This is a genomic window from Cellulomonas gelida, assembly GCF_006538725.1.
Classification (GTDB): domain Bacteria; phylum Actinomycetota; class Actinomycetes; order Actinomycetales; family Cellulomonadaceae; genus Cellulomonas; species Cellulomonas gelida.
In genome coordinates, this window is the sequence record NZ_BJLQ01000010.1 from 68,719 (window position 1) to 94,459 (window position 25,741).

Annotated in this window: 19 protein-coding genes and 1 pseudogene; 8 read left to right on the forward strand and 12 right to left on the reverse strand. The window is 75.6% G+C overall.

Annotation, left to right across the window (positions count from 1 at the left end):
* Positions 1-37: 37 nt before the first annotated feature.
* The gene (locus tag CGE01nite_RS06640) at positions 38-3,064 is read right to left on the reverse strand and encodes a UPF0182 family membrane protein (protein ID WP_141369768.1); all 3,027 of its coding nucleotides are present in this window, start codon (positions 3,062-3,064) and stop codon (positions 38-40) included.
* Between the two features lie 194 nt (positions 3,065-3,258).
* On the opposite strand from CGE01nite_RS06640, the gene CGE01nite_RS06645 reads away from it, so the two are divergent.
* Entirely contained in the window at positions 3,259-3,828 is a 570-nt protein-coding gene (locus CGE01nite_RS06645; protein ID WP_141369770.1) for a PPA1309 family protein, read from the forward strand.
* 28 nt (positions 3,829-3,856) lie between these two features.
* Here the strand turns inward: CGE01nite_RS06645 and CGE01nite_RS06650 are convergent, their stop codons facing one another.
* Both CGE01nite_RS06650 and CGE01nite_RS06655 read right to left on the reverse strand, forming a co-directional pair.
* The gene (locus CGE01nite_RS06650; protein WP_229747380.1) at positions 3,857-5,074 is read right to left on the reverse strand and encodes a YlbL family protein; all 1,218 of its coding nucleotides are present in this window, start codon (positions 5,072-5,074) and stop codon (positions 3,857-3,859) included.
* Between the two features lie 74 nt (positions 5,075-5,148).
* On the reverse strand, positions 5,149-6,246 hold the full coding sequence (locus CGE01nite_RS06655; protein WP_141369772.1) for a Rossmann-fold NAD(P)-binding domain-containing protein: 1,098 nt from the start codon (positions 6,244-6,246) through the stop codon (positions 5,149-5,151).
* A 125-nt stretch (positions 6,247-6,371) separates the two neighbouring features.
* Here CGE01nite_RS06655 and CGE01nite_RS06660 point away from each other — a divergent pair, with 125 nt between their 5' ends.
* Positions 6,372-7,754, forward strand: a complete 1,383-nt coding sequence (locus tag CGE01nite_RS06660) for a zinc-dependent metalloprotease (RefSeq protein WP_082156316.1) — start codon at positions 6,372-6,374, stop codon at positions 7,752-7,754.
* Between the two features lie 157 nt (positions 7,755-7,911).
* On the opposite strand, the pseudogene CGE01nite_RS06665 reads toward CGE01nite_RS06660, so the two are convergent.
* Positions 7,912-8,496: pseudogene (locus CGE01nite_RS06665) on the reverse strand (SprT-like domain-containing protein); the annotation flags it as partial.
* 273 nt (positions 8,497-8,769) lie between these two features.
* Between CGE01nite_RS06665 and CGE01nite_RS06670 the strand changes: the two are divergent.
* Both CGE01nite_RS06670 and CGE01nite_RS06675 read left to right on the forward strand, forming a co-directional pair.
* The gene (locus CGE01nite_RS06670; RefSeq protein WP_013883019.1) at positions 8,770-8,928 is read left to right on the forward strand and encodes a DUF5679 domain-containing protein; all 159 of its coding nucleotides are present in this window, start codon (positions 8,770-8,772) and stop codon (positions 8,926-8,928) included.
* 147 nt (positions 8,929-9,075) lie between these two features.
* Positions 9,076-10,323, forward strand: coding sequence for a TOMM precursor leader peptide-binding protein (locus tag CGE01nite_RS06675; RefSeq protein ID WP_141369776.1), 1,248 nt, complete (start codon positions 9,076-9,078; stop codon positions 10,321-10,323).
* On the opposite strand, the gene CGE01nite_RS06680 is transcribed toward CGE01nite_RS06675, so the two are convergent.
* The 3 genes from CGE01nite_RS06680 to CGE01nite_RS06690 all read right to left on the reverse strand — a co-directional run bounded on the left by CGE01nite_RS06680 (position 10,256) and on the right by CGE01nite_RS06690 (position 13,159).
* The gene (locus CGE01nite_RS06680) at positions 10,256-10,588 is read right to left on the reverse strand and encodes a WhiB family transcriptional regulator (protein ID WP_141369778.1); all 333 of its coding nucleotides are present in this window, start codon (positions 10,586-10,588) and stop codon (positions 10,256-10,258) included. The two genes, CGE01nite_RS06675 and CGE01nite_RS06680, sit on opposite strands and share 68 nt — an antisense overlap.
* Positions 10,589-10,721: 133 nt before the next feature.
* Positions 10,722-10,919, reverse strand: a complete 198-nt coding sequence (locus tag CGE01nite_RS06685; RefSeq protein WP_141369780.1) for a hypothetical protein — start codon at positions 10,917-10,919, stop codon at positions 10,722-10,724.
* Between the two features lie 209 nt (positions 10,920-11,128).
* Positions 11,129-13,159, reverse strand: coding sequence for an ATP-dependent helicase (locus CGE01nite_RS06690; RefSeq protein ID WP_141369782.1), 2,031 nt, complete (start codon positions 13,157-13,159; stop codon positions 11,129-11,131).
* 149 nt (positions 13,160-13,308) lie between these two features.
* Between CGE01nite_RS06690 and CGE01nite_RS06695 the strand changes: the two genes are divergently transcribed.
* Entirely contained in the window at positions 13,309-13,569 is a 261-nt protein-coding gene (locus CGE01nite_RS06695) for a mycoredoxin (RefSeq protein WP_048343358.1), read from the forward strand.
* 66 nt (positions 13,570-13,635) lie between these two features.
* On the opposite strand, the gene nudC is transcribed toward CGE01nite_RS06695, so the two are convergent.
* On the reverse strand, positions 13,636-14,676 hold the full coding sequence (gene nudC / locus CGE01nite_RS06700; protein WP_141369784.1) for an NAD(+) diphosphatase: 1,041 nt from the start codon (positions 14,674-14,676) through the stop codon (positions 13,636-13,638).
* A gap of 234 nt (positions 14,677-14,910) precedes the next feature.
* On the opposite strand from nudC, the gene CGE01nite_RS06705 reads away from it, so the two are divergent.
* Positions 14,911-15,894: a phosphotransferase gene (locus tag CGE01nite_RS06705; protein WP_141369786.1), complete on the forward strand. Its 984-nt coding sequence runs from the start codon at positions 14,911-14,913 to the stop codon at positions 15,892-15,894.
* Positions 15,895-15,990: 96 nt separating this feature from the next.
* On the opposite strand, the gene CGE01nite_RS06710 is transcribed toward CGE01nite_RS06705, so the two are convergent.
* From CGE01nite_RS06710 to CGE01nite_RS06720, 3 genes are all read right to left on the reverse strand, one after another.
* Positions 15,991-19,335 (reverse strand): ATP-dependent DNA helicase, encoded by a 3,345-nt coding sequence (locus CGE01nite_RS06710; protein WP_443090453.1) that lies wholly within the window; start codon positions 19,333-19,335, stop codon positions 15,991-15,993.
* Positions 19,336-19,427: 92 nt separating this feature from the next.
* Positions 19,428-22,661 (reverse strand): UrvD/REP family ATP-dependent DNA helicase, encoded by a 3,234-nt coding sequence (locus tag CGE01nite_RS06715; RefSeq protein ID WP_229747378.1) that lies wholly within the window; start codon positions 22,659-22,661, stop codon positions 19,428-19,430.
* 91 nt (positions 22,662-22,752) lie between these two features.
* Positions 22,753-23,709, reverse strand: coding sequence for a DUF3152 domain-containing protein (locus tag CGE01nite_RS06720; protein ID WP_141369790.1), 957 nt, complete (start codon positions 23,707-23,709; stop codon positions 22,753-22,755).
* 48 nt (positions 23,710-23,757) lie between these two features.
* On the opposite strand from CGE01nite_RS06720, the gene CGE01nite_RS06725 reads away from it, so the two are divergent.
* Both CGE01nite_RS06725 and CGE01nite_RS06730 read left to right on the forward strand, forming a co-directional pair.
* The gene (locus CGE01nite_RS06725; RefSeq protein ID WP_053071590.1) at positions 23,758-24,423 is read left to right on the forward strand and encodes a TetR/AcrR family transcriptional regulator; all 666 of its coding nucleotides are present in this window, start codon (positions 23,758-23,760) and stop codon (positions 24,421-24,423) included.
* Positions 24,424-24,571: 148 nt separating this feature from the next.
* Positions 24,572-24,796 (forward strand): DUF3107 domain-containing protein, encoded by a 225-nt coding sequence (locus CGE01nite_RS06730; protein WP_048342481.1) that lies wholly within the window; start codon positions 24,572-24,574, stop codon positions 24,794-24,796.
* Between the two features lie 81 nt (positions 24,797-24,877).
* Here CGE01nite_RS06730 and CGE01nite_RS06735 read toward each other — a convergent pair whose 3' ends face one another.
* On the reverse strand, positions 24,878-25,648 hold the full coding sequence (locus tag CGE01nite_RS06735; protein ID WP_141369792.1) for a ferritin-like fold-containing protein: 771 nt from the start codon (positions 25,646-25,648) through the stop codon (positions 24,878-24,880).
* Between the last annotated feature and the right edge of the window lie 93 nt (positions 25,649-25,741).

Below are 25,741 nucleotides of genomic sequence, written 5' to 3' on the forward strand. Positions count from 1 at the left end.
AGCGTGCGGGGCCGGTGCCCTGGTGGTCGTGCCGCGGTCAGCTGCCCGCCGTGGCCGTCGGTGTCGGCTCGGGGGTCGACCCGCCGCCGCTCTCCGAGCCCTCGAGACGGGCCTCCGCCGCGAGCGCGTCGGCGATCGCCTTGTCGAGGCGGTCCTGCGCCTCGCCGTACGCGGCGAAGTCACCCGTGGAGAGAGCGGCCTGGCCGTCCTCCATGGCCTGCCGCGCACGGTCCAGCGCGTCCGCGAGGTCCGCGCGCGCCTCGGCGTCGGGGCCGGTCTCGCCGCCCGGCTGCTCGCCTCCGGGCTCGGTGCCCGGCCCGGGCTCGGCGTCGGGTCCCGGCTCGGCGTCCGGTCCGGGCTCGACACCCGCGTCGCCCGCGAAGACCGCGTTCAGCGCCCCGTCGAGCGTCTCGGCGATCTCGACGTCGTCGCCGAAGGCGGCGATCACGCGCTGCAGCAGCGGGAAGGTGGTCCCCGTCTCGGCCTGCAGGTAGACGGGCTGAACGTAGAGCATGCCGTCGCCCACCGGGAGCGCCAGCAGGTTCGCGCGGACGATCTTGGCCCCGCCTCGTCCGAGCAGCGTGAACTGCTCAGCCACGGCCGAGTCGGTCGTCATGTTGTTGTTGACCTGACCCGGACCTGGCACCGAGCCGTCACGAGGAAGCTCGAGCAGCCGGATCTTGCCGTACTCCTTGGCCTTCGTACCGTCCTGCGAGCCGGCATCCGCGTCCACCGCGACGTAGCCGCGCATGACGTTGCGCGCCTGCTGACCGAACGGGATGAACGTGGACGTCAGCGAGAAGCTCGCGCTGTCAGCGCCGGGCATCTTGAGCGTCAGGTAGTACGGCGGCTGCGCGACGGCGCCGGCCGCGTTCGGGTCGTCAGGCACGGCCCAGAAGTCGGTACCGGTGAAGAACTGCGCCGGGTCGGAGACGTGGTACCGGGTGAGCAGCTCACGCTGGACCTTGAACAGGTCCTCCGGGTAGCGCAGGTGCGACATGAGCTCGCCGTCGATCGCGCTCAGCGGCTCGAGCGACGTCGGGAAGATCTCGCTCCACGCCTTGAGCACCGGGTCCTGGTCGTCCCACGCGTACAGCGTCACGGAGCCGTCGTACGCGTCGACCGTCGCCTTGACCGAGTTGCGGATGTAGTTCGCCGTCTTCGACTGCAGCGCCTGCACCGCGGCCGACGACTGCGTCAGCGAGTCCGCGGTCGCGTCGTCGAGGGTCACCTGGGCCGCGTACGGGTACTGGTTGCTCGTCGTGTAGCCGTCGACGATCCACTTGACCCGGCCGTCGACGACCGCCGGGTACACGCGTCCGTCGAGCGTCAGGTACGGCGCGACCTTCGAGACACGGTCACGCGGGCTGCGGTCGTACAGGATCTGCGAGAACTCGTTCACGCGGTCGGAGAACAAGATCTGCTCCGAGCCGAACTTCACGGCGTACAGGAGCTTGTTGAACGCGCTGCCGACGTTCGGGCCCGCCGAGACGTCCTGCGTGGGGAAGCGCGTGTTGACCGAGCCGCCGCCGTCGTTCGTCGGACGGTCCAGCTCCCACTCCGCGCCCTCGGGGCCGCCGACGATCGAGTACGCGGGCGAGCCGGGGCTGAAGTAGAGGCGCGGCTCGTACTCGCCGAGCTTGCCGGTCGAGGGGATGCCGCTCTCCCAGAACGACGGCGCACCGCGCGCGGCCGTCCGGTTGCCGTACGCAGCGACCACGCCGTACCCGTGGGTGTACACGGTCACGTCGTTCGTCCAGTTGCGCTGGGACGCCTCGAGGCCGCTCAGGTTGAGCTCGCGCGCGGCGATCACGGTGTCCTGGCTCTCGCCGTCGAGCGTGTAGCGGTCGACGGACAGCGTGTCCGGGAAGCTGTAGAACGACGTGACCTGCTGGAGCTGCTTGAACGACGGGCTCACGACCTGCGGGTCCAGCAGGCGGATCGAGGCGGTCGTCTCCGCGTCGTCGCGCAGCGCCTGGGACTCCGCGGTGACCTTCGCGTCGTACTCCTGCACGTCGACGTCGTCGATCCCGTAGGCGGTGCGCGTCGCGTTGATGTTGCGCTCGATGAACTCCGACTCGGCGTCCTGCTGGTTCGGCTGGACCTGGAACCGCTGGACCACGGCCGGGTAGATGCCGCCGACCGCGATCGCCGCGACGACCATGAGGCCCGCGCCGATGAGCGGCAGGCGCCAGTTCCCGCGGATCGCGGTGACGACGAACGTGACCGCGACGAACACCGCGATGCCCGCGAGGATCGCCTTCGAGGGGATCACCGCGTGCACGTCCGTGTAGGACGCGCCGTCGAACTTCTCGGCCGTCTTGGTCAGGATCGAGTAGCGGTCCAGCCAGTAGTTGCCCGCGATGAGCAGCATGAGCACCGCGCCGATCACCGAGAGCTGGATGCGCGCCGCACGCGTCGTGCGCGGCGTGTCCTTGCTGCCGCCGATCCGCAGCCCGCCGTACAGGTACTGCGTAGCCAGCGCCGCGACCCCGGACAGCACGACGACCGCCATGAGGAACGAGACGACGAACCGGATGGCCGGCAGCGTGAAGAGGTAGAACCCGAGGTCGATGCCGTACTGCGGGTCCGCCTGGCCGACGTGCTGGGCGTGCAGCCAGAGCTGGACGGTGTCCCAGCGCTGGGACATCGCCGCGCCCGCGAACAGGCCGAGCAGCGCCGGGCCGACGATCATGACGAGACGGCGCAGCGGCTCGATCGCCTCGCGGTACTGGTCGAGGCTTGCCTGCTCCGGCGTCGACGGTGCGTACACGGGACGGGACGAGTAGGCGTACCGCATGCTCAGGCCCACGGGCACGGCCATGAGCACGAACCCGATCACGAACAGCACCGCGCGCGTGCCCCACTCGGTGCGCAGCACCTCGATGAAGCCGAGCTGGTCGAACCACAGCCACTCGGTCCACACCTGGGCCAGGATCACCACCAGCACGACGATCGCGCCGAGGACGATCAACGTCGGCACGAGCGCGCCGCGGCGCTTGTTGGCGGGCCGGTCGCCCGACCGGGGTGCGGATGGGTTGCGGGGTGTGCTGGCGAAGCTCACGTCGGTGCGGTCCTCGTCGTCTCGTGGGTCGTGCTCGTACGTCGTGCTCGTGCGTCGTGCTCGTCTGCCTGGCACATGGGTCCCGGCGCTGCGAGAGCGGGGGTTCGTCCGACCAACGCACGCGGAGATGCCCAGGTTCCCACACGGGACCCCCACATATCCGGCCTCACGTGCCCGGGTGCGACGATGGGGCCGTGCCATCGACCACACCTGCCCCGTCCGACGACCAGTCCCCCGCCTCGCGTGCGCTCGCCGACGCGGTGCGTGAGATCGAGCACCACGTCGCGACCGCCGGCTGGGACGCACCCGTGCGCGTGTTCGCGCTCGTGCGCACGCAGGCCGCGCTCGACGCCGAGCCGTCGCTCGCCGCCCAGCTCTCGCCCGAGACGCTCGCCGCCGCCCAGGCGCAGTCCTGGCACCTCACATCGATCGAGCAGGAGGGCCTGCCGCAGGCCCCCGACCTCGAGACGCTCCTCGCGGGCCTGTCCTGGCCCGCAACGGTCGACGGGGTCGCGGTCACCGCCGAGCGCGTCGTCCTCCCGCCCGCCGCCGAGGCGCAGATGCCGTCCGACCCCGACGAGGCGCTCCCCTGGCTGCTGGCCCACCCGGACCGGCAGGACGTCCGGCTCGCCGTCGGGGTGCTGCGCGAGGGCTCGACGTGGTGCGCGGTGCGCACGCGCGCGAACGACAGCGACGACCAGGTCGGTCAGGGCCCGGACGTCGTGCCCGGGCTCGTCTCGGCCCTGCGCGCGACGCTGGCCTGACGCCTCGTCGGCGACCGCCGCGGTCAGGTCAGGACGCCGCCTCGCAGGTCGGCAGGTCCTTCGCCTTGCCCGCACCGATCGCGACGACGTCCTCGTACGCCTCGTGCAGCGTCTCGACGCGCACGACGCGCAGCCCGTCCGGCACGTGCCCGACGACCTCGCCGCAGTTCGCCGCAGGCGCCAGGAACCACGTCGCGCCGTCCCGCGCGGCACCCGCGAGCTTCTGCCGGATGCCGCCGATCGGTCCCACGGTCCCGGCCACGTCGATCGTGCCGGTGCCCGCGATCACCTGGCCGGCGGCCTCGTCCTGCGGGGTCATGAGGTCGATGATCCCGAGCGCGAACATGGTCCCGGCGCTCGGCCCGCCGATCCGCCCGGCCTCGATCGCGATGTCCACCGGCATGTCGAAGTCGGGGTCGATGTACACCCCCATCTGCGCGCGGCCGTCGTCGCCCTTCGTCGTCGGCACGACCACGTCCACGTCCTCACCCTGCCGCCGCACGGTGGCGGTCACCTTCGCACCCGGCTTGACCGCGTCCATCGTCGTGATGAGGCTCAGGTAGTCCGGCAGATCCGTCCCGTTGACGGCGGTCAGGACGTCGCCGTCCTCGAACTTGCCGTCGGCGCCCGTGCCCTTGACCGTGCCCGCGACGACGAGCGTGGCGGGGACCTCGTAGCCGAGCTCGGTGAGCGCCGCGACGGAGGCGTTCTCCTGCGAGGAGACCATCTGCGCGGAGTTCTCCTGGTCGATGTCGTCCTGCGTGCGGTCGGCGTCGGGGAACAGGATCTCGCGCGGCTGGACCAGTGACCACGGCGAGAGCCAGCCCTGCAGCACGCGCAACGTCGAGGACGGGTAGCCCGGGCCGCCCGTGGCCGAGACCGTGGTCAGCCGCAGCTCCCCGGTGGACGTGTAGGTCGAGGCGCCGTCGATCGTGATGAGCGGCTTGTCGTCGACCTTCCCGAGCACGTCCTCGGTCGGTCCCGGGCCGCTCACGGAGTACGGCGCCGGGAGCACCGCGACGGCGGCGAGCAGCACGGCGGTCGCGAGCATCGACACGGACAGCGTCATCGCGCGCGCGCTCGGCCGGTCCGCAGGGACGGGCGCGGCCGCCCCGAGCCCGTCGATCCCCTGGCCGTCGATCCCCTGCCCGTCGATCCGCTGGCCGTCGGCGCCCGGGCCCCCGGGGGTCGTCGGATCGCGGGGTGGCTGCTGCGGGGCGCTGCGGTCGAGGTCGTCGTCGGGCACGTCGGCATCATGCCGCACGCGGGTGTGTGCGACATCCGCCCGGGCCGGGACGAACCAGGGCGTACGGGCCCGGCTCAGCCCTTGCGGCGCGCCTGCCGCCAGATCGCCGCGGTGCCGAGCAGCGCCACCGCGGCACCGGCGGCCCCGAGCGCGGCCGCGTCACGCCGCTCGACGCGGCGGCCACCCAGCGCGAGGCGACCGCGCACGCCCTCGAGCAGCACCTCGAGCGCGTCGGCGCTGGACCGCTGCGGCACGAACCCCGCGGCCGTCAGCCCGTCGGCCGCGACCGTCCACGGGTAGACCACGTACGCGAGCTCGGCCGCGGGCGCCGGCAGCACGCCCACGCGGTGCAGCCGCTCGGCGGTGCCGAAGGCCGTCGCCGCCGCGAGCTCGACGGTCCGCATGCCCGCCGCCGCGCTCACCTGCGCGGGCGTGAGCACGTCGGGCGGACCGACCGTGAGCGGGCCGGTCAGACCGTGCTCCACGGCGAACACGCTCGCGGCGCCCACGTCGTCGACGTGCACGAGCTGCCACGGCCGCTCGACGCCTCGGACGACGAGCAGGCGCGGCGCCTCGAAGTGCCGCGTCACGAACGAGTCGACTCCCCTGCCCACCACGGCCGCGGGCCGCAGCACCGTGAGCAGGGGCGCGCGGCGGCGCGCGGCGCGGGCCGCGACCGCCTCGACCGCGAGCAGGTGGCCGACGAGCCCGTCCGGCACGGCACGCGCCCCGGCCAGCACGGGCTCGTCGTCGTGCAGCACCGGACGGTCGGGGTGCGCGCCGTGCACGATCGCCGACGTCACGACGACGACATGGGCGGCGCCGACCTCGCGTGCGGCGGCCAGGGTGCGCTGCGCGTGGGCCACGGCGGCCGCGTGACCCTCCGGCCCGCGCCGGCCCGCGACGGTCGTCAGGTCGCCCGGGTGCGCGACGAGCACGACGACGTGCGCGCCCGTGAGCGCGGAGGCGGGGTCGACCGCGGGCACCTCGTCGACCGCGCGGCCTCGCGCACCCCACGCGGCCAGCACCCCGGCGGCGACGGGGCCGGTGCCCACCACGACGACGTCGGGCGCCTGCGTGCCCGCGTCCCCGGGCGCGTCCGGCCGTGCGGTCGCGGTCGCCTGACGCGACCCGCGACCGCTGCGCCCTGAGCGAACCTGGCGACCGGACATCGACGTTCACCTCCACCACGTGGTTACCGTCGTGGTTACGCGGGGCTCCCGCCCCGACGTCATCCTCGCAGGAGGCGCACGTGAGCCCGGACCACATCGACCCCGCCCAGCCGCCGTGGGAGCAGATGCTGCGCGCCCTGCTGGGTGACCAGGCCGACGACGCGATCGCCCAGATGCGGGAGCGCGGGATCGACCCCGCCGCGCTCGACGCGGCCGGCACGCTGCCGAACGACCCGGCCGCGATGCAGCAGGTGCTCGCCCAGGTGCAGCGGCTGTTCGCGAGCGGGGACGACCAGCCGGTGAACTGGGAGATGGCGCACGACCTCGCGCGGCAGCAGGCCGCCGTGGGCGGCGACCCGACCCTGTCACCCGCGCGCCAGCGCGAGGTGCTCGACGCGCTCTCGGTGGCCGAGCTGTGGCTCGACGCCGCGACCGAGCTGCCGCCCTCGACCGCGCCCGCACGCGCCTGGAGCCGTGCGGAGTGGGTCGAGGCCACCCTGCCGACGTGGCGCACGCTCACCGAGCCCGTGGCGTCGTCGCTGTCCACGGCGCTCGTCGACGCGCTCGGCGGCCAGCTGGGCGACGACGAGCAGGGCGACGACCCCGAGATCGCCGAGCAGCTGCGCGGGCTCGGCCTGCCCGAGGGCATGGGCCTGCCGGGCGGGCTGGCCCCCGGACAGCTCCTGCGCCGTCTCGGCTCGGCCGTCTTCGGCCTGCAGGTCGGGCAGGCGGCGGGCACGCTGTCGCGCGACGTCTTCGGCACCACCGACATCGGCCTGCCGCTGCTCGACGTCCCCGCGCCTGCGCTCGTCGCCGCCAACGTGGACGCGTTCGCCGAGGGGCTCGACGCGCCGGTCGACGAGGTCCGCCTGTTCCTCGCGCTGCGCGAGGCCGCCGCGACCCGGCTGTTCACGCACGTGCCGTGGCTGCGCTCGCACCTGCTCGACCTCGTCGAGACGTACGCACGCGGCATCTCGATCGACGTCGACCAGCTCGAGCAGGCGGTCGGCTCGATCGACCCGACCGACGCCGAGGCCCTGCAGGGCGCCCTGTCGAGCGGCGTGTTCGCGCCGCAGACCACGCCCGGGCAGCAGGCCGCGCTCGGTCGTCTGGAGACGGCGCTCGCGCTCGTCGAGGGCTGGGTCGACGAGGTCAGCGCCACCGCGGCGCTCGCGCACCTGCCGCACTCCGTGGCGCTGCGCGAGATGATCCGCCGGCGGCGGGCGGCCGGCGGTCCGGCGGAGCAGACGTTCGCCAACCTCGTCGGGCTCGAGCTGCGCCCGCGACGCCTGCGCGACGCGGCGACCCTGTGGGCGCAGATCGCACGCGGTCCCGGGGGCGCCGCCGCCCGCGACGCCGTGTGGGACCACCCCGACCTCATGCCCACGGCCGAGGACCTCGACGATCCCGCGGGCTACGCGGCACGGCGGACGACCGCGGCCGACGAGTCGGCCGACCTCGACCGCGCGCTGGCCGAGATCCTCGGCGAGGAGCCCGAGCAGCCCTGACCGCGTCCGGTCAGCGTCGCAGCGTCACCCCGTCGCGCTCGCCGACGGCCGGCTCGTCGCCGACCGTGACCGTCTCGTGCTCGGCGCCGGGCACTGCGTCGTGCTCGGGGTCGCGCTCGGGGTCGCGCTCGGCGTCGTCGTGCTCGTGCTCGTCCTCGTCGCGCTCGTCCTCGTCCTCGTCCCCGTCGCGCTCGGCGCCGCCCTGCGGCTGACCGGGACCGCGCTCCTCGAGGTAGGAGTAGCCCTCCAGGAAGCCGCGGGCGCGCTGCGTGCGCGGGTACGCCTCGAGCTCCGCCCAGAACTCGGGGCCGTGGCCGGCGTGCAGCAGGTGCACGAGCTCGTGCAGCAGCACGTAGTCGAGCACCCAGCGCGGCATGCCTCGCACGCGGTCGGAGATGCGGATCGTGCCGTCCGACGGGGTGCACGACCCCCAGCGCCGCCCCTGGTTGCCCGACCACCGCACGCTCGTCGGGACCGCACGCCCCTGCAGGTAGCGGGACGAGAGGTCCGCGGCGCGGGACGCGAGCTCGTCGTCCGACGGGCGCCTGCGGCGTTCCTGCGTCGCGAGGCGCACGAGCATCCGCCGCACCCACTCCGCCTCCTGGGCTCGCGTGAACCGCGCGGGGATCGCCACGACCGTGCGGCCGCCCTCGCGCCACGCCGTGACCGTACGCACGCGCTTGCGCGAGCGCCGGACCTCGACCTCCTGGTCGACCTGCGTCAGGTCGTACGTCGGGTGCACAGCCCGCACGCTAGCGCGACCCGCCCACCTCGACACCCTTGGGCTGTGGACGACCCGGAGCCCGACCGACACGTGTCATCACCCGCACGGCTGACGCCGGGCCCTCCGGAACCACCCGGACGGACGCACGGTGCGGCGCACCGACACGCGCGCCTCACGGCGCGCAGCGCCCGGCCGACTACTGTTGTTCGCGCTCGGGCAGGCCATCGCTCTGCCCGGCCACCGTCGGCCGCACGTGGCCCGGTGCACCGGACGACGTGCGAGGAGGACCACATGGCTGAGACCTATGCGGGCGAGTTCTACTGCGTGAAGTGCAAGGAGAAGCGTGAGGCGGAGGGCGACGTCGTCGTCTCCGAGTCGGGGCGCAAGATGGCCAAGGCCATCTGTCCCGTCTGTGGCACCAAGCTCAACCGCATCCTCGGCAAGGCCTGAGCTCCGCAGAACTCGTCCGAAGGGCGTCGTCCGGCCAGGACGACGCCCTTCGCGCTGTCCGGGCTGTCCGGGGGGCTGTCCGGGCCACAGGCCCGGACCTGTGGACGACGGGGGTCACGAGGCGCGCACCGGTGGCAGCCTGACCGCGTGAGGCTGCGGAGCGGGATGCGCGTGGTGCGCCGGGGACCGGGCGAGGTGCAGATCGGCACCGATCGCCGGTGGGCCGTGCGCGTGGACGGACTCACGTCGTACGAGGCACGCGTGCTCGCCGGGCTCGGCGACGGCGCGTCGCTCGGCCCGCTGGCCGCCGACCCCCGCCTGGACGCCGTCCGGCTGGCTGCCCTGCTCGACCAGCTCGCGGAGGCGGGCGTCACCGAACCCGCGAGCCGGCGCACCACGACCGGCCCCGCGGGCGCCGACGCCCGCGTGCTGGGGCTGCTGCGGCCCGACGGCGACGGCTGTGCTGCGGTCGCCGCGCGCGCGGACCGTGCGGTCGGGGTCGTCGGACTCGGGAGCACGGGGCTCGGCATCGCGGCCGCGCTGGCGGCCGCCGGCGTCGGCCGACTCGTGCTCGAGGACCCGCGGCCGGTCCGGTCCGCGGACGTCGGCCCGAGCGGGTACCGCTGGCAGGACGTCGGGCGCCCCAGGCTCCCGGCCGCGGTGCACGTCGTGGCGGGGATCGCCCCGACCGTCGCGACGGAACCGGCGCCGAGCGGCACGACCCCCGGCGCGCGAGCGCCCTCGCCCGCGGTCGACCTCGCCGCGGTCGACCGCGCCATGGTCGACCGCGCCATGGTCGACCTCGTCGTGGTCGTCTCCGACGACGCGGTGGACTCCGCACTCGCCGCACGCCTGGTCAACCGCGGGACACCGCACCTGAGCGTCGTGCTCCGGGAAGCCGACACGGTCCTCGGACCGCTCGTCGTGCCGGGGCGCGACCCGTGCCTGCGTTGCCTCGACCTGCACCGACGCGATGCGGACCCCGTGTGGCCCTCGCTCGCCGGCGCGCTCGCCGCGGGGTCGGCGACGTCCCCGCCGCCCGAGCCCGCTGCCGTCGCGAGCGTCGCCGCCGGGCTCGCGGCCGCCGCCGTGCTCGCGCACCTCGACGCACCCGACTCGCCGCACCGGCTCGGCGGCGCGACCCTCGAGCTCGGTCTGCCGGACGCGCTCCCCCGGGAACGCCGATGGGCGGCGCACCCGGCATGCGGGTGCACCGCCCAGGGGTCGGGCGGTCCGACGGCGGCCGTCGGGCCGAGTGGTCCGACGGCGGCCGTCGGGCCGAGTGGTCCGACGGCGGCCGTCAGGCCGGATGGTCCGACTGCGGCCGTCAGGCCGCCGGGTGCTTGCGCGGACGGCCCCGACCACGCTTGGTCGGGACGACCACACCACCGATGAACACCTCGCCACCCCAGACGCCCCACGGCTCCTCGCGCTCGAGCGCGCCGGCAAGGCAGCCGGCCATGATCGGGCACTCGCGGCAGAGCGCCTTGGCCTGCTCGACTCGGGCCGTCTGCTCGGCGAACCAGAGCTCGGGGTCCTCGTTACGGCACGGGATGAGCCCCTCGACCAGTCGGTCGAAGGCGCGGTCGTCGGTGGTCGCGGTGCTGCTGGTCGGCCAGGGGCCTGATCCGCTGGTGTCGAGCAGCGTCGTGAGCCGCACGATGTCCTCCTGGTGTCCTGCGGGCGATCGGGTTGCGGTGCAGCGTCCGCGTTCCGTCCTCCGCCGGGATCACCGGAGAAAGAGAAAGGCCGCGGAGCCTGTGAGGGCTTCCGCGGCCTGAGACCGGAGAGGTCTAGACCATCGAAGCCCCAGAGGGGTCGAGTGCCGTCACGTCGAGAGCCGTCCCGTTGTGACGCTTGCGGGACGCGGAGATCGACACGCGCCACGAAGCGGGCACAGCACGCCCCTTGAGCCCGACATAGGTGGGCGCGAGGAAACGCGTCGGGAGCACATCGCTCGACCGAACCGCCATCGTGATCTGGAACTTCACCGCTGCCCACCTCCTCTCGGGATCGACCCGCACCTCGTCGGCGCACGTCTGCTTACCAGGACGGGATACACCCTAGGCGCGTCGTCGCAGGCGGGACAACTGAATAAACGGGCGAGTTCTCGACGAGTTTCCCGGCGTCCCCCGCGCGGCGCGGCACGGGCGGTCCCGACCGCCCGTGCGCGTGCGTCCCGGACGCCCGGGCGTCCGGTTCAGCCGCCGCCGTACGGACCGGCGACGGGAGCGCTCGACGCGAGCACGGCGAGCACGTCGTCGCCGAGCACGGCCAGCGTCTGGGCGCCGATCCCCGGCACGAGCGCGAGCTCCTCGCGCGAAGCCGGGCGGCGGCGGGCGAGCGTGTGCAGGACGTGCGTCGCGAGGACCCGCCCGGTGCTGACCCCCAGGTCACGCGCTCGCTCCGCGCGCCATCGCGTGAGCGCGTCGAGCGCCGCCCGCGTGCGAGGGTCGAGCTCGTCGTCCCCGCCGGCGCCCCCGCGCGCCGGCCGCGCCGGTCCGGCCGCCCCCGGCCACAGCGCCTCCAGGAAGCGCGACGCGCGCCGTGTGGCCCGCCCGCCCGGGAGTCGGGAGCGCGCGTAGGACAGCTGCAGGTGCTCGCGGGCACGCGTCACGCCCACGTAGAGCAGGCGGCGCTCCTCCTCGATCGCGTCAGGCGTCTCGGCGAGTGACGTCGGCAGCAGCCCGTCGCTGAGACCCGCGAGGAACACGGCGTCCCACTCGAGGCCCTTGGCCGCGTGCAGCGAGGCCAGCGTGACGCCCTCGACCGTGGGCGCGTGCTGCGCCGCGGCCCGCTCGTCGAGCTCGGCCACGAGATCCGCGACCGTCGCCGGCTCTCCCCCGGTCAGACGCGCCCGGGCCTCGACCTCGTCGGCCAGGCCCGCGAGCGCGTTGAGCGCCTCCCACTTCTCGCGCGCCGCACCGCGCGTCGGCGGCGCCTGCTCCGTCCAGCCCGCGTTGCGCAGCAGGTCCCGAGCCGCCTGCCCCAGCGGCACCTGCGCGTCCGCGACGCGCGCGCCGCCGCGCAGGAACACGATCGCCTCCCGCACGTCGCGGCGAGCGAAGAACCGTTCGCCGCCGCGCACCTGGTAGGGCACACCGGCCGTCGCGAGTGCCTCCTCGAACGCCTCCGCCTGCGCGTTCGTCCGGTACAGCACCGCGACCTGCGACGCGGGGACGCCGTCCGCGACGAGCCGCGCGGCCGCTGTCGCGATGCCCGCGGCCTCCGCCTCGTCGTCGGCGTACGCGGCCCACCGCACGGCCGGGCCGTCGGGGCGCTGCGCGCGCAGCTCGAGCGGGGCGACCGCGCCGCGGCCCGCCGCCGCGATGACGCGGTTGGCGAGCTCCACCACCTGCGGGGTCGAGCGGTAGTCGCGCACGAGCCGGACCACCTGGGCGTCCGGGTGGGAGCGCGCGAACGTGAGCAGGTGGTGCGGGGTCGCGCCGGCGAACGAGTAGATGGTCTGCGACGGGTCGCCGACGACGCACAGCTCCTGACGCCCGCCGAGCCACTGGTCGAGCAGGTACTGCTGCAGCGGGCTCACGTCCTGGTACTCGTCGACGACGAAGTGCCGGTACTGGCCGTGCACCTCGCGCGCCACGTCGTGCCGCTCGGCCAGCATCGCCGCGAGCAGCAGCAGCACGTCCTCGAAGTCGATGACGCCGCGCTCGTCCTTGACCTGCTCGTACGCGGTCATCAGGCGCGCGACCGCGGCGGCGTCGTGCCCGCCCGGGACCGGCCGGTCGACCGCGGCGGCCGCCACCGCGTACTCGTCGGGCACGACGAGGCTGACCTTGGCCCACTCGATCTCGCTGGCGAGGTCCCGTACGCCCGTGCGGTCCGCGGGCAGGCCGACCCGGCGCGCAGCCTCGGCGACCACCTGCGCCTTCGCCTCGACCAGCCGCGGGGGCGCGCCGCCGACGACCTTGGGCCAGAAGAACGTGAGCTGGCGCAGCGCCGCGGCGTGGAAGGTGCGTGCCTGGACGCCCGACGCGCCGAGCGAGCGCAGCCGCGTGCGCATCTCACCCGCCGCACGCGCCGTGAACGTCACGGCGAGGACATGGTCGGCGCGATACACGCCCGTGCGGATGCCGTAGGCGATGCGGTGCGTGATCGCGCGCGTCTTGCCCGTGCCCGCGCCCGCGAGCACGCACACCGGACCGCGCAGCGCGGTCGCCACGGCACGCTGCTCGGGATCGAGCGCGGTGAGCAGGTCGTCGGGGGACATCGCCGCACAGTCTCGCAGGCGTCGCCCACACGTCGCCGCGCTCACGCACAGGCCGCGGAATCCCCCGGGGGCGTCCGTGGTTGGCACGGGTGGACGGTGTCCGGCACCACCCTCCTGACGACCCACCCGACGAGGAACGACGAGGACCCATGACCACCCAGGCCCTGCCCGCCCCCGGCACGATCACGATGTACTCGACCACCTGGTGCGGGTACTGCCGCCGGCTCAAGACGCAGCTGGACTCGGCCGGGATCGGCTACACCGAGGTCGACATCGAGCAGCACCCGGACGCGGCCGACCTCGTCGCCTCCCTCAACGACGGCAACCAGACCGTGCCGACCGTCCTGTTCCCGGACGGCTCGGCGGCGACGAACCCCTCGCTCGTCGAGGTCCGCAGCCGCCTGTCCTGAGCCCGCGGGTCGCGGACGAGGCCGCAGCCGAGGTGGCGGACGACGGGGGACTGTCGTCCGCGACCGTCAGAACGTCGCCGTCGTGTGAGGCAGCGGACCGCCGAACCAGTCTTCGATCAACGCCCGCGCGATCGACGAGGACGACGGCGGGATGACGTGGCCGTCGACGATCGCGCGCGCGAGCTCGTCACGCGTGAACCAGCGCGCGAGCTCGACCTCGACGCCGTCGACCTGCACGTCGGTGGTCAGCGCGCGGCCGACGAACGCGACCATGAGCGACGCGGGGAACGGCCACGGCTGGCTCCCGGCGTACGTCACGTCGCCGACGACGACGCCCGTCTCCTCGGCGACCTCGCGGCGCACCGCGTGCTCGAGCGACTCCCCCGGTTCCACGAACCCCGCGAGCGTCGAGTACCGCGCCGGGGCCCAGGCGCGCGCGTGCCCGAGGAGCAGCCGGTCGTCGGCGTCGAGGACGGCCATGATCACCGCCGGGTCCGTGCGCGGGTAGTGCTCCGAGCCGTCGACCGTGCAGGCCCGGACCCAGCCGGCCTGCGTCACGCGGGTCGGGCCGCCGCAGCGCGGGCAGCGCGGGTGCCGCTCGTGCCACGCGTCGAGCGCCACCGCGGTCGTGACGAGCCCCGCGTCGCGCGCCGGGAGCGCCGCGCCGATCTCGCGGGGCGACGCCCAGCGCACCGCCTCACGCGCGGCGGGCGGCGCGTGGTGCGCGTGCTGCTCGTCGGACCGCGAGGACGCGGCGTGCGTCGATGCGGTCGTCGCGTGGACCAGGCGATCGGCCGGGCTGCCCTCGCGCGGCAGGTCCGTGGTCTCGTCCGGGCTGCCCGCGACCCGCAGGCCCAGGTAGGCGATCTCGTCGTCGACGCCCAGGAGCAGCCAGGGGTCCTCGTCCGTGCGTCCGGAGGTCGCACGCGCGTCGGCGACCGTGCTCAGGACGAGCGCACCCGTGCCGTCCACGGGGACACGGCCCTCGCGCACCAGCACCACGCGCGTCGTGCTGGTGGCCAGGAACGCGGCCAGGTGGTGCTCGTCGCGCAGGTGCGCGCCGCGGTCGACGACCGCACGGGACAGGGGCAGCTCGTCCGACCTCACCGCGCCACCGTACGCGTGCGCCGCTCCCTCCTCGCGCGGCGTCCGTGGCCCCGTCGTGGCGCCGCGCGTCCGTGGCGCCCGCGCACCGCGCGCGGCTCCCGCGTCCGCCCGGCGACGCCGTGACCTCGAGGCACCGACGACCTACGGCCGCGCGATCATCAAGTCAGGACGAATGGGACGGACACGCCGCGGCGTGTGCACGTGTCCGCGCCGCGCGCCGCCTACGCTGAGCACGTGCCTCGATCCCCGCTCGCCCTCGCCGCCCTGGCCACGGTGGCCGTGCCGGGCCTGGACGCCTTCGACGTCCGGCGACCCGCGCACCCCGGGACCGACTTCGACATCGCGGTCGTCGTGGACGCCGCCCGGGGACGCTGGGTCGTGCGGGCCCCCGTGCACGCCGCCGCAGGCGCCGCGCTCGAGGCCGAGGTCGAGCTCCTCGCCGGCCTGGACCGCGCCGTGCACGACGGCACCCTCCCGTTCGCGGTGCCCGCGCCCGTCGGCTTCGCGCACCTGCCCGAGGGCGGCCGCGCCGCGGTGCACGCCGAGATCCCCGGCCACACGCTCGACGTGGCCGACCTCGAGCCCGGACCGGGCCTGTGCGCGTCGCTGGGGCGAGCGATCGCCGCGGTCCACGAGCTGCCGACGAACGTCGTCGAGAACGCCGGCCTGCCGGTCTACGACGCGGGCGAGTACCGCCAGCGGCGGCAGGCCGAGGTCGACGAGGCCGCCCGCACCGGCAAGGTCCCGCCCACGCTGCTGCGCCGGTGGGAGGAGCGCCTCGAGGACGTCGCGCTGTGGCGGTTCCGTCCCACGGTGGTGCACGGCGACCTGACCAACGAGCGCATCCTCGTGCGCGGCGGTGAGGTCAGCGGCATCCTGCACTGGGGTGACGCGAGCGTGGCCGACCCCGCCGACGACCTGTCGTGGCTGCTCGTCGCCGCGCCGCCGGACGCCGCGGACTCGATCCTCGAGGCGTACCAGCTGCGCCGCACCGAGCTGCTCGACCCGCACCTGACCGAGCGCGCTCTGCTCGCGGGTGAGCTCGCGCTGGCGCGGTGGCTGCTGTACGGCGTGCGGGCAGGCAACGAGGACGTCGTCGCGGACGCCGTGGCCATGCTCGAGGACCTCGACGAGCACACGCGCACGACGCCGGCCGAGAACATCTGGCACGACGAGGCACCCACCGCCCCGGTCGCCGCGGTCTCGTCGTACGCCTGAGCCCACGTCACTGCTGCGCCCGCCTCACGGGTGAGTCCCGGTCACAGGTGGCCCCGCCTCACGCATGCGGCCGGCCCAGGGCCGTGATGCGAGGCGTCAGGCCGGTTCCGTGACCGCGACGAGCAGGTCGGCGATCTCGCGCTCGCCGAGCAGGCGCGCGGGCCACACGGTCTCGCCGCTCGCGACGTAGTGGAACGCGGCGGCGACCCGGTCGAGCGGCGTCCCCGACCGGCGTGACCACGCGAGTCGGTACACGGCGAGCTGCAGCTCCCGCGCCGCGCGCGTCGCCTCGTCGCGCGGCGGAGCGCCCGTCTTCCAGTCCACGACGACGACGCCGCCCTGATCGACCGGGTCGCCCACTGCCGCCGGGAAGACCGCGTCGATCCGCGAGCGCAGCACGTACCCCGCCACGTGCGTCTCGACGTCGGCCTCGATCTCCAGCGGTCGGCGGTCCGCCCACGGTGAGGCGAGGAACGCAGCGCGCAGGCGCGCCTCGTCGACGTCGACGTCGTCGGGACCGTCCAGGTCGTCGTCCTCCGCCCCCGGGAGAGCGTCGAGGTCGACGAGCGTGGCCGCGCCGAAGTAGCCCTCGACCCATGCGTGGAACCGCGTGCCGAGCCGCGCGCGGCCGGACGGCTCGGGCGGGACCGGCCGGCGCAGCCCGCGCGCGAACTCGCCCGCGTCAGCGCCGAGCCGCACGAGCGCGGACGCCGACAGGTGCGAGGGGAGCTCGACCACTCCCGACGACTGGCGCGCGGCCCGCTGCTCGTCGAGCAACGTGCGGGCCAGGGTCTCCCACGGGGACCGCTCGTCGCCCGCCGACTCCCCACGCGCGTCGGCGAGCGCCGCGCGCACCCACCCCGCGGCCTGTTCGACCGCGGGCCGCCGGCCAGGGCCGTCCTCCAGCGCGAACGGGTCAGCCGGCCAGACGCCCGTCACCACCTGGCTCGCGGCCGGGTTGGCCTCGCCCGCGGCGGGCTCCCCCGCCCACCCCTCGGTGTCGACGAGGCCCGCCTCGGCGAGCTCGAGGAGGAACGTCGAGGGTCGTCGCACGGTCTTGCCGTCGCCCCACCACGCACCGGTCAGCAGCAGGCGGCTCTTGGCGCGGGTCAGCGCCACGTAGGCGAGGCGGCGCTCCTCGGCGACCTCGTGCTCGCCCGCGTCGCGCAGGAACTGCTTGCGGCGCTCCTCGAGCTCCTTCGGGCTCTCCGCTCCCGCGTAGGCGAGCTGGGGCAGGTCGTCGACGTCGCCGCGCAGCGGGTAGGGCAGCTCGCCCAGGCCGACGAGCCACGCTGAGTCCTTCGGTCCCTCCTTGCCCTGAGTCGCGGTTGCGGGCAGCACGCCGTCGACGAGCCCCGCGACCGCCACGACGTCCCACTCGAGGCCCTTGGCCGCGTGGATGGTGATGAGCTGGACCGCGTCCGCATCCGGCTCGGTGACCGGCATCTCGAGACCGTTCTCGCGGGCGTCGGCGGCCTCGAGCCAGGACAGGAAGCCCCCGAGGGTCGGCGCGTCGACCGAGCGGGCGAAGTCGACCGCCACGTCGCGGAACGCGTCCAGGTGCGCTCGCGCGCGGCCCACACCCACTCTCGCGCGCGCCGCGACCTCGATGTCGAGGTCCAGCAGGCGCTCGGCCTCGGCCACCAGGTCCGGCACCGCGAGGTACGCGTGCGCGCGCAGCGTGCGCAGCAGCGCCGCGAGCTCGCCGAGCCGGGCGCGGCCGGCATCGCTCAGCGAGCGGCCGTCCACGCTGCGCCATCCCGGGCGAGGGAGGTCGTCGAGCGCGTCGACGATGCTGCGCTCGTCGATCACGTCGACCTCCACGCCCGGTGCCCGGCCCGAACGCTGCCCCGCGAGCTCGGCGGCCCACGCCGCGAGCGCGTGCAGGTCGGACGCCCCGAGGCGGGTGCGCGCCCCGGTGACGAGCCGCACGAGCGCGTCGCCGCGCAACGGGTCGTACGCCGCCTGCAGAGCCGCCACCACGTCCACGACCTCCGGCGTCGACAGCAGCCCGCCGAGCCCGACGACCTCGACCGGCAGCCCCTGGGCCCGCAGCGCCCGGCGCAGCGCGCCGAACTGCGACCGCTTGCGGCACAGCACCGCGGCGCTGACCCGCCCGCCGCCCGGGCCGTGACCCGCGGCCCGCCAGTGCGCAGCGACGAACTCGGCGACGGCCTGCGCCTCGTCCAGGACCGTGGGCGTCAGGAGCGCGTCGACCCGGCCGGGCCCCGCGGTCGGGCGGGCGGCGAGCTCGGGGACGGCGACGCGCGTCGCGCCCGCGCGCAGCGGCGCGGCCACGAGGTTCGCGGCGTCGAGCACCGCGACGTCGTTGCGCCACGACGTGGACAGCGCGAGCACCTCGGCCGGTCCCCCACCGTGGGCCGGGGCACGCCGGAACGTCGTGGGAAAGCGCTCGAGGCCGCCCGCGCTCGCGCCGCGCCACCCGTAGATCGACTGGTGGGGGTCGCCCACCGCGATGACGGGGTGGCCGTCGCCGAACAGCCCCGACAGCAACGACAGCTGCGCGTACGACGTGTCCTGGTACTCGTCGAGCAGCACGACCGCGAACCGGTCGCGCTCCGCGGCGCCGACCTCGGGCACCTCACGTGCGAGGCGCGCGGCGAGCGCGACCTGGTCGCCGAAGTCGATCGCGTCGCTCGCGCGCTTGCGTGCCCGGTAGGCGGCCACCACGTCGAGCAGGCGCGAACGCTGCGCGAGCGAGCCGACGAGCCGCGTCACCTCCGCGTACGGCGCGCGCGGAGGTTCGCCCGCGGGGGTCGCCGCGATGTCCTCGCAGATCCGCGCGATGCCGTCCTGCGCCGCCGCCGGGTCGAGCAGGTGCTCGTCGAGCGCGCCCGACAGCGAGAGCACCGCCTCGACGACGGTCGACACCGCGGCGTCGATCTCCAGGTCCTCCTGCCACGCCTCGACGACCTCGCTCGCGAGCTGCCACTGCGCGGCCTCGCCGAGCAGGCGCGCGGACGGGTCGATGCCGAGCCGCAGCGCGTGGTCCCGCACGAGCGAGGCCGCGTACGCGTTGTACGTCGAGATCGTCGGGCGCCCGCCCAGCACGTCGTCGTCGAGGTGCGCCCGCCCCGGCAGCACGACGCCGGCCTCCGCCGCGGCACGCGCGAGGCGCCGCAGCCGCAGCCGCACGCGCTCGGCGAGCTCGCCCGCCGCCTTGCGGGTGAACGTGAGCCCGAGGACCTGCTGCGGCTCGACGAGTCCGTTCGCGACGAGCCACACGACCCGGCCCGCCATCGTCTCGGTCTTGCCCGAGCCCGCACCGGCGACGACGAGCACCGGCTCGAGCGGTGCCTCGATGATGCGGCGCTGCTCCGCGGTCGGAAGGTCGCGTCCCAGCAGGCGCGCGATCTGCTCCGCTCCCACGAGCGGCACACCGGTCTCGACCGGCTCGGGCGCGCGAGGCCCCGGGACCAGCGCGTCGTGCGCCAGCCCCTCGCGCACCGGCCCGTCAGGCACCGGCCCCTCGGGCACCGTGGCCCGGGCCGCCGAGGTCTGCGTCGTGTCCGTCACGCGACCACCTGTCCGCCCTCGGCCCGCACGGGGCACGAGCGACGCACCGGGCAACGGTCGCACTGGTCGTTCGCCGTCGCGGTGAACGCCGAGCCCGCCATCTTCTCCGCGACCTCGTCGACGAGCGTGCGCGCCCACGACGGCCCGTCCTCCTCGGGTCCCAGCGCCTCCTGCTCGCGCACGGCGCCAGTCTTGCCGGTCCCGAGGTACACGAGCTGCGCACCCGCGCTCGTCGTGCCGGGCGGCAGCGCCGCGAACGCCCCCGCGTCGACCGCGAGCTGGTACGCGCCGAGCTGCGGGTTCTGCGCCGACTGGTCCTTCGACGGCGGGCTCGCGCCCGTCTTGAGGTCGACGACCCGGACCTGGTCGGGGTGCTCGAGGTCGCGTTCGATGCGGTCGGCGCTGCCGCGCACCAGTGCGCGCTCGGTGCGCAGCCGGAAGTCCGACTCGACCAGGAGCGCCTCACCCGCGCCCTTGAGGTAGCCGGCGAGGCGTTCGATCATCGCGTCCGCCTTCGCGCGCGTCGCGCGCGCGGGCCAGCCCGAGCCGAGCCCGAGGGTGTCCCAGCGCTCGTCGAGCGCCGCGGCGAGCTCGGCGTGCGTGCCATTCGGGTGCGCCTGGGCGATCTCGTGCACCAGCGTGCCCAGCGACTGCCCACCGCTCGTCCCGGCGCTGCCGCCCGCGGCCTCGAGCGCCCAGCGCAGCGCGCACCGGTGCGCTGTCTCGAGCTTCGACGGCGAGACGCGCACGGGCTCGTCGGGTGCGTACAGCGGGGCGGTGCTGCTGGGCTCGGCGAGCCCGTGCCAGCGGCTCGGGTCCGCTCCCGGCACGCCGCGCGCGGCCAGGTCCGCGAGCGCCGGCACGGCCCCCGCGTCCGGCTCCACGCCCTGCTGCGCGGCCGCCTCGAGCGTGGCCCGCAGCTGTGCCACGAGCCCGCGCAGGTCGAGCGCGGGCTCGACCTGCGTGCGCCGGTGGTCGGCCTCCGCCCCGGGCGGCTCGACGAGGTCGACGAACGGCGACGGCTGCTGGTCGGCGTCCGCGACGGCCGTCACGACGAGCGAGCGACGTGCACGCGAGACGGCGACCGCGAACGAGCGCAGCTCGTCGGCCAGCACGGCCGCGCGGGCGTCCGGCACCGACGAGCCCTGCGCGGACCTGCCGGAGACGACGTCGACGAGCGCCTGGGCGCCGAGCAGCGAGTCCCGCAGGCGCAGGTCCGGCCACACGCCGTCCTGCACGCCCGCGACCGCGACCACGTCCCACTCGCCGCCGGCCGCACCCGCGGGCGTGAGCACCGAGACCGCCGCCCGGCGTGCCCGTGGCGCGAGCGAGTCCGACGGCAGGTCCTGCGACCGCAGCCAGTCGACGAACGCGCCCGGCGACGTGCGCGGCATGCGCTCGACGAACGTCTCGGCGGCGCGGAACAGCGCGACGACCGCGTCGAGGTCACGGTCCGCGCGCTCGCCGGCCGCCCCGCCCGTGAGCGCTGCGCGGCGCCACGGCTCGGCACACTCGGCCGCGTCCCACAGCGCCCACAGGACCCCCTGGGCGTCGGCACCGGACCGTGCGGCAGCGGCCCGCCCCGCCTGCAGCACGCGCGCGAGCCGCTCGAGCGGCCCGGCCACGGTCGGCGGCAGGGTCGCGGCGCGCCCGGGCTCGTCGAGCACCTCGACGAGCAACGCGTCGCTCGTGCGACCACCGCCGCCCGCGAGCTCCTCGGCCCGCAGCGCGCGCCGTGCGCGGCGCAGGCCGACGGGATCGAGCGCGCCCAAGGGCGAGCACGCGAGCCGGGCCGCGAGCACCGCGTCGAGCTCGGCCGTCCCGCACGCCACGGCCATCGCGTCCAGCAGGGGCCGTACCGCCGGCTCGTCGCGCAGGGGCACGTCGCTGCCGAGGACGGTGACCGGGACGGCGGCGCCGGCGAGCGCCCGCCGCAGCGCGGTCACCTGCGCACCCGAGCGCGCGATCACGGCCATCCGCTCCCACGCGACCCCGTCGTGCAGGTGCGCACGCCGCAGCTCGCGCGCCACGAACGCGGCCTCCTGCGCACCGCTCGGCAGGATCGCGACCCGCACGGCCTCGGGCGATGCCGGATCCGTGGGTCGGCCGGGAGCCGGCCTGCGGTGCGCGGCGACGCCGACCGTGCCGATCCGGTCGGCGACGCGCTCGACGACCGTGCGCAGCGCGCCGGCGTGCCGCCACGCGACCGGCAGGACGAGCCGTCGCGCGCCCAGCTCGCCCACGCCCGGCCCGCGCGGCGACGTGGACCGTGCGACGAGCGACGGCTCGGCGCCGCGGAACGTCTGCACGGCGGTGTCCGGGTCCGCCGTCAGGAGCAGGCGTGCGCCTCGGTCCGCCAGGACCGACAGGAACGCCGCGGTGGCCGAGGTGCTCTCCTGGTGGTCGTCCACGACGACCAGCCGCCAGCCCGGCGCGCGCGCACCCGGGACGTCCCGCTCCCACGACGCGAGCACGCGCGCCGCCTCGGCCACGACGACCGCGGGGTCGAGACGCGTCCCCGCATCGGGCGTGCCCGCACGCAGGTCGAGCACGTCGAGGTACTCGGTGTAGACCTGCGCGGCCGCCGACCACTGCGGCCGGCCGTGCTCGCGGCCGAGCGCGTCGAGCTCGGCCGGCCCCAGCCCGCGTTCGGCGGCCCGCATCAGCAGGTCGCGCAGCTCGTCGCGGAAGGCGCGCACACCGAGTGCCTCGGCGCGCACACGGGGCGGCCAGTCGATCGCCGCGCCCTCACCGGCCGCGTGCCCTGCGAGCAGCTCGGCGAGCACCAGGTCCTGCTCGGGGCCGGACACGAGCGTGGGTGGGTGCTCCCCGAGCCAGACCGCACGCGCTCGGAGCACCGCGAACGCTGCCGCTGCGGGAGTCTGGACCAGGGGCCGGCCGGACGTGACCGGTAGGCGCGCCGCGAGCCGGTCCCGCAGGTCCGCCGCACCGCGTCGCGTCGCCGCGAGCACCAGGAGCTCGTCGGGGCGCAGGCCCGCGTGCACCGCGGCGACCGCGGCCTCGAGCGCGACCGTCGACCGACCGGTGCCGGGTGCGCCGAGGACCAGGAGCGCGCGCTCGTCGTCCGCCCCGGCACGGCCGGCGCCCACGTCACGCGCCCACGCGACCGCGGCCCGCTGCACCTCGTCCAGCTCGACCGACGCGCCGGGGCCCCAGCCGGGCCCGTCCGCGAACGCGGGCCGGCGCAGCACGGGCGCGTTCGTGGTCACGCCCCGCATCCCATCACGCCCCACCCACACCGACCGCACCGGCACCGCTCACCCAGACCGCAGCACGGGCACCACTCACTCGAGCCGCGCACTAGCTCTCGGGGTGCGGCCAGGGGTTCGGCGTGCACGGGGTGACGCTGTACGACTGCTGCTGCATGAGCGGTGCGACCTGACCCGGGCCGGGGCACCGCTGGTGCGGGTGGCCGAGCAGGTGCCCGACCTCGTGGTTCACGAGGTAGTTCCGGTACGGCGAGAGCGCGTCGCCGTACGCCGGCGACCCCTCGACCCAGCGCAGCAGGTTGAGCACCGCGTGCCCGTTGCGGCCGCACGAGACCTTGCCGTTGGTCGCCAGCGGCGCGCACAGCTCGTCGACGAGGTCCGGCGAGGCGAGCACCACGCGCAGGTCGGCGTCGGAGTCGGTGCGGTCGAACGACACCGAGCCGTCGGCCCCCCAGCCGCGCGGGTCGTTCAGCGTCGCCATGACGAACGCCGCGAACCGCTCGCCGTCGACCGCGAGCCCGCCCTCGACCTCGACCCGCACGCGCTTGACCGCGCCGGTGCCCGGCCCGCTCGCGGACCCCGGCACGACGACGAGATCACCCGACGCACTCACGGGCACGTCGCGCCCCAGCAGCCCGGCCGCGAGGTCGTCGGCGGTGAGCCCCGGCGGCAGCGTCACGGCCGGGACCGGCTCGCGTCCCGCGCTGAGCGACGCGTCGAGGTCGGACGGCGCCGCCACGGGCGTCGGGAGCTCGGTCGGGACGTCACGGTGGCCGTCGCCGCGCGCGACCGCGGACGAGCGCACCCGCTGCACGTCGTCGGCCACCACGAGCGAGGTCGCCTCGGCGATGCTCGCCACCGCTGCGGATCCCGCGCGCGACGAGCCCGCCACGGCCCATCCCGTCCCGGCCCCGGCGACGAGCGCCGTCGCGGTGACCAGCGCGGCCAGACCCCGACGACGGGTGCGCGCGGCGGCGCGCCGCGACCTCCGGGTGGGTCCACGGCCGCGGCGCGGGTCACCCGATCGGTGCACGGTCGCCTGGCTCATGCGGACATCGTCGCACTGATGAAACGTTCGATGGCTAGCATGCGCCGCATGGCCGAGCACTCGAACGCCTCGACGCCTCGTCCGCGCAGCGTGCGGATGTCGGGCGGCGAGCGGCGTGCTCAGGTCCTCGCGATCGCGCAGGAGCTGTTCTCGATCGAGGGTTTCCACCACGTCTCGATGGACGACATCGCGGACCGCGCGCTCGTGAGCAAGCCGGTCCTGTACCGCCACTTCCCGTCGAAGCTCGACCTCTACCTCGCGGTCGTCGACCGGTGCGGTGCCGACCTGCTGGGCGCGGTCGAGGAGGCCGTGCAGCCGATCGAGCAGGGTCCGGTGCACCGCGGGGACGGTCAGGCGGTCATCGCCGCGATCGTGCGGGCCTACATGACCTTCGTCGAGGTCGCGGGCGAGTCCTCGGGCCTGCTGTTCGAGTCCGACGTGACGCACGACGACGACGTGCGCGCGCGGGTCGAGCACGCGTCGTCGGTGGCCGCACAGCGGTGCGCCGCGGTGCTCGAGCGCGTGACGGGGCTGCCGCCGCAGGACTGCACGGTCGTCGCGGTCTCGCTGATCTCGCTCGCGCAGGGTGCGGCCACGCACCGCCTGCGCAGCCCGGACGCACCTGACCCCGAGCACGCGGTCGACCTGGTGACGCGGCTCGCGTGGGCGGGCGTCCAGGGCCTGCTGCGCCCCGACCTCGAGTACGACGAGTGACGTCGCGCCGCTGACGCGCGGACGCGGGCCGACGACGAGGCGGCGAACCCACCGGTTTTCGCTGGTCGCGGACACGCGCGAGCCGCGCGGCGCACCGGCCTAGGATCGTCGGCGTACGGCCGCGGTGGCCGACGACGGGAGGAACGGCGTGGAGATCACGATCGGCGTGCAGAACGTGACGCGGGAGATCGCCCTGGAGAGCGACCAGACGGCCGACGAGGTGTCCGCCGCGATCGCCGCCGCTCTCGCCGGCAAGTCCGCGCTCGAGCTCACGGACAGCAAGGGCCGTCGCGTGGTCGTGCCGACCGCGACGCTCGCGTACGTCGAGATCGGCGCCGAGACCAAGCCGCGCGTGGGCTTCGGCTCCATCTGACGGGCGCTGCGGCGGGGCTCGTCCGAGGACCCTCGGGCGGGCTCCCGCCGACGACCGCTCGTGCCCCGAGGGGCGGGACGATCAGGCTGTGAGGCCGAGGCGGCTCATGCGACGCGTGTGCTGCGCGGTGAGCTCGCCGAAGATCTTCGCGGGCGCGTTGGGCGTGGCCGCACCGGTCACCTGTGCCTGCTGGGCGGCGTCGGACTGATCCGGCTCCTGCACCGAGCCCGCGCGCACGAGGCGCTCCAGGCCGGGGCGCTGCGTGAGCAGTCGCTGCACCGTGCCGAGCGCCTCACCGACGAGCCGGCGGCCCCACAGCGCGAGCCGCGACGAGAGCGCCCCGTCCCCCGAGCCGGCTGCGTCCAGCTCGGCGACTGCGAGCTCGGCGTGCGACGCGTCGTCGAGGACCTCGAGCACCACGGTGCGCGAGCGGTCGTCGAGACCCTGCGCCGCGAGCCGGCAGAAGTCGTCCGCCACGCCGTAGCCCACGTACGCCTTGAGCAGCCGCTCCCACCACGTGCTCGGCTGCGTGCGGGCGTCGAACTCGCTGAGCACGTCGTCGAACTGCCCCATGACCGCGGCCGGGTCGGCACCGAGCTCGCTGACGCGCGCGAGCACGCGGTCGCGGCGCTCGACGGCCGCGGCGGCGAACCGGGACAGGGCGAGCGCCTGCACGGCGTCGGGCGCGATCGCGCAGTCCGACGCGAGGCGCATGAACGCCACGTGCTCGAGCTGGGCGACGAGGCCGAGCAGCTCCAGGACGTCCGCCGTGCTGGCCTGGGGCGCGGTCGCCGGCTGCGGCGACGAGGTCGACGGCGCGTCGGTGGGCGTGGGCTCGGCGGCGTTGCTCATCCGTCGATCGTAGAGCGGGTCGCGCCCGGGTGGCCTGGTTGGCGGTGTCTCGCCCGTCACCCACGCGCACGACGGGCCAGCCGCGACGCGGCG

Excerpts from the sequence above, each read along its gene's own strand:
- CGE01nite_RS06655 (WP_141369772.1), bottom strand. The coding sequence starts at position 6,246 with ATGTCCGGTCGCCAGGTTCGCTCAGGGCGCAGCGGTCGCGGGTCGCGT.
- CGE01nite_RS06660 (WP_082156316.1), top strand. The coding sequence starts at position 6,372 with ATGCTGCGCGCCCTGCTGGGTGACCAGGCCGACGACGCGATCGCCCAG.
- CGE01nite_RS06670 (WP_013883019.1), top strand. The coding sequence starts at position 8,770 with ATGGCTGAGACCTATGCGGGCGAGTTCTACTGCGTGAAGTGCAAGGAG.
- CGE01nite_RS06690 (WP_141369782.1), bottom strand. The coding sequence starts at position 13,159 with ATGTCCCCCGACGACCTGCTCACCGCGCTCGATCCCGAGCAGCGTGCC.
- CGE01nite_RS06695 (WP_048343358.1), top strand. The coding sequence starts at position 13,309 with ATGACCACCCAGGCCCTGCCCGCCCCCGGCACGATCACGATGTACTCG.
- CGE01nite_RS06720 (WP_141369790.1), bottom strand. The coding sequence starts at position 23,709 with ATGAGCCAGGCGACCGTGCACCGATCGGGTGACCCGCGCCGCGGCCGT.
- CGE01nite_RS06725 (WP_053071590.1), top strand. The coding sequence starts at position 23,758 with ATGGCCGAGCACTCGAACGCCTCGACGCCTCGTCCGCGCAGCGTGCGG.
- CGE01nite_RS06735 (WP_141369792.1), bottom strand. The coding sequence starts at position 25,648 with ATGAGCAACGCCGCCGAGCCCACGCCCACCGACGCGCCGTCGACCTCG.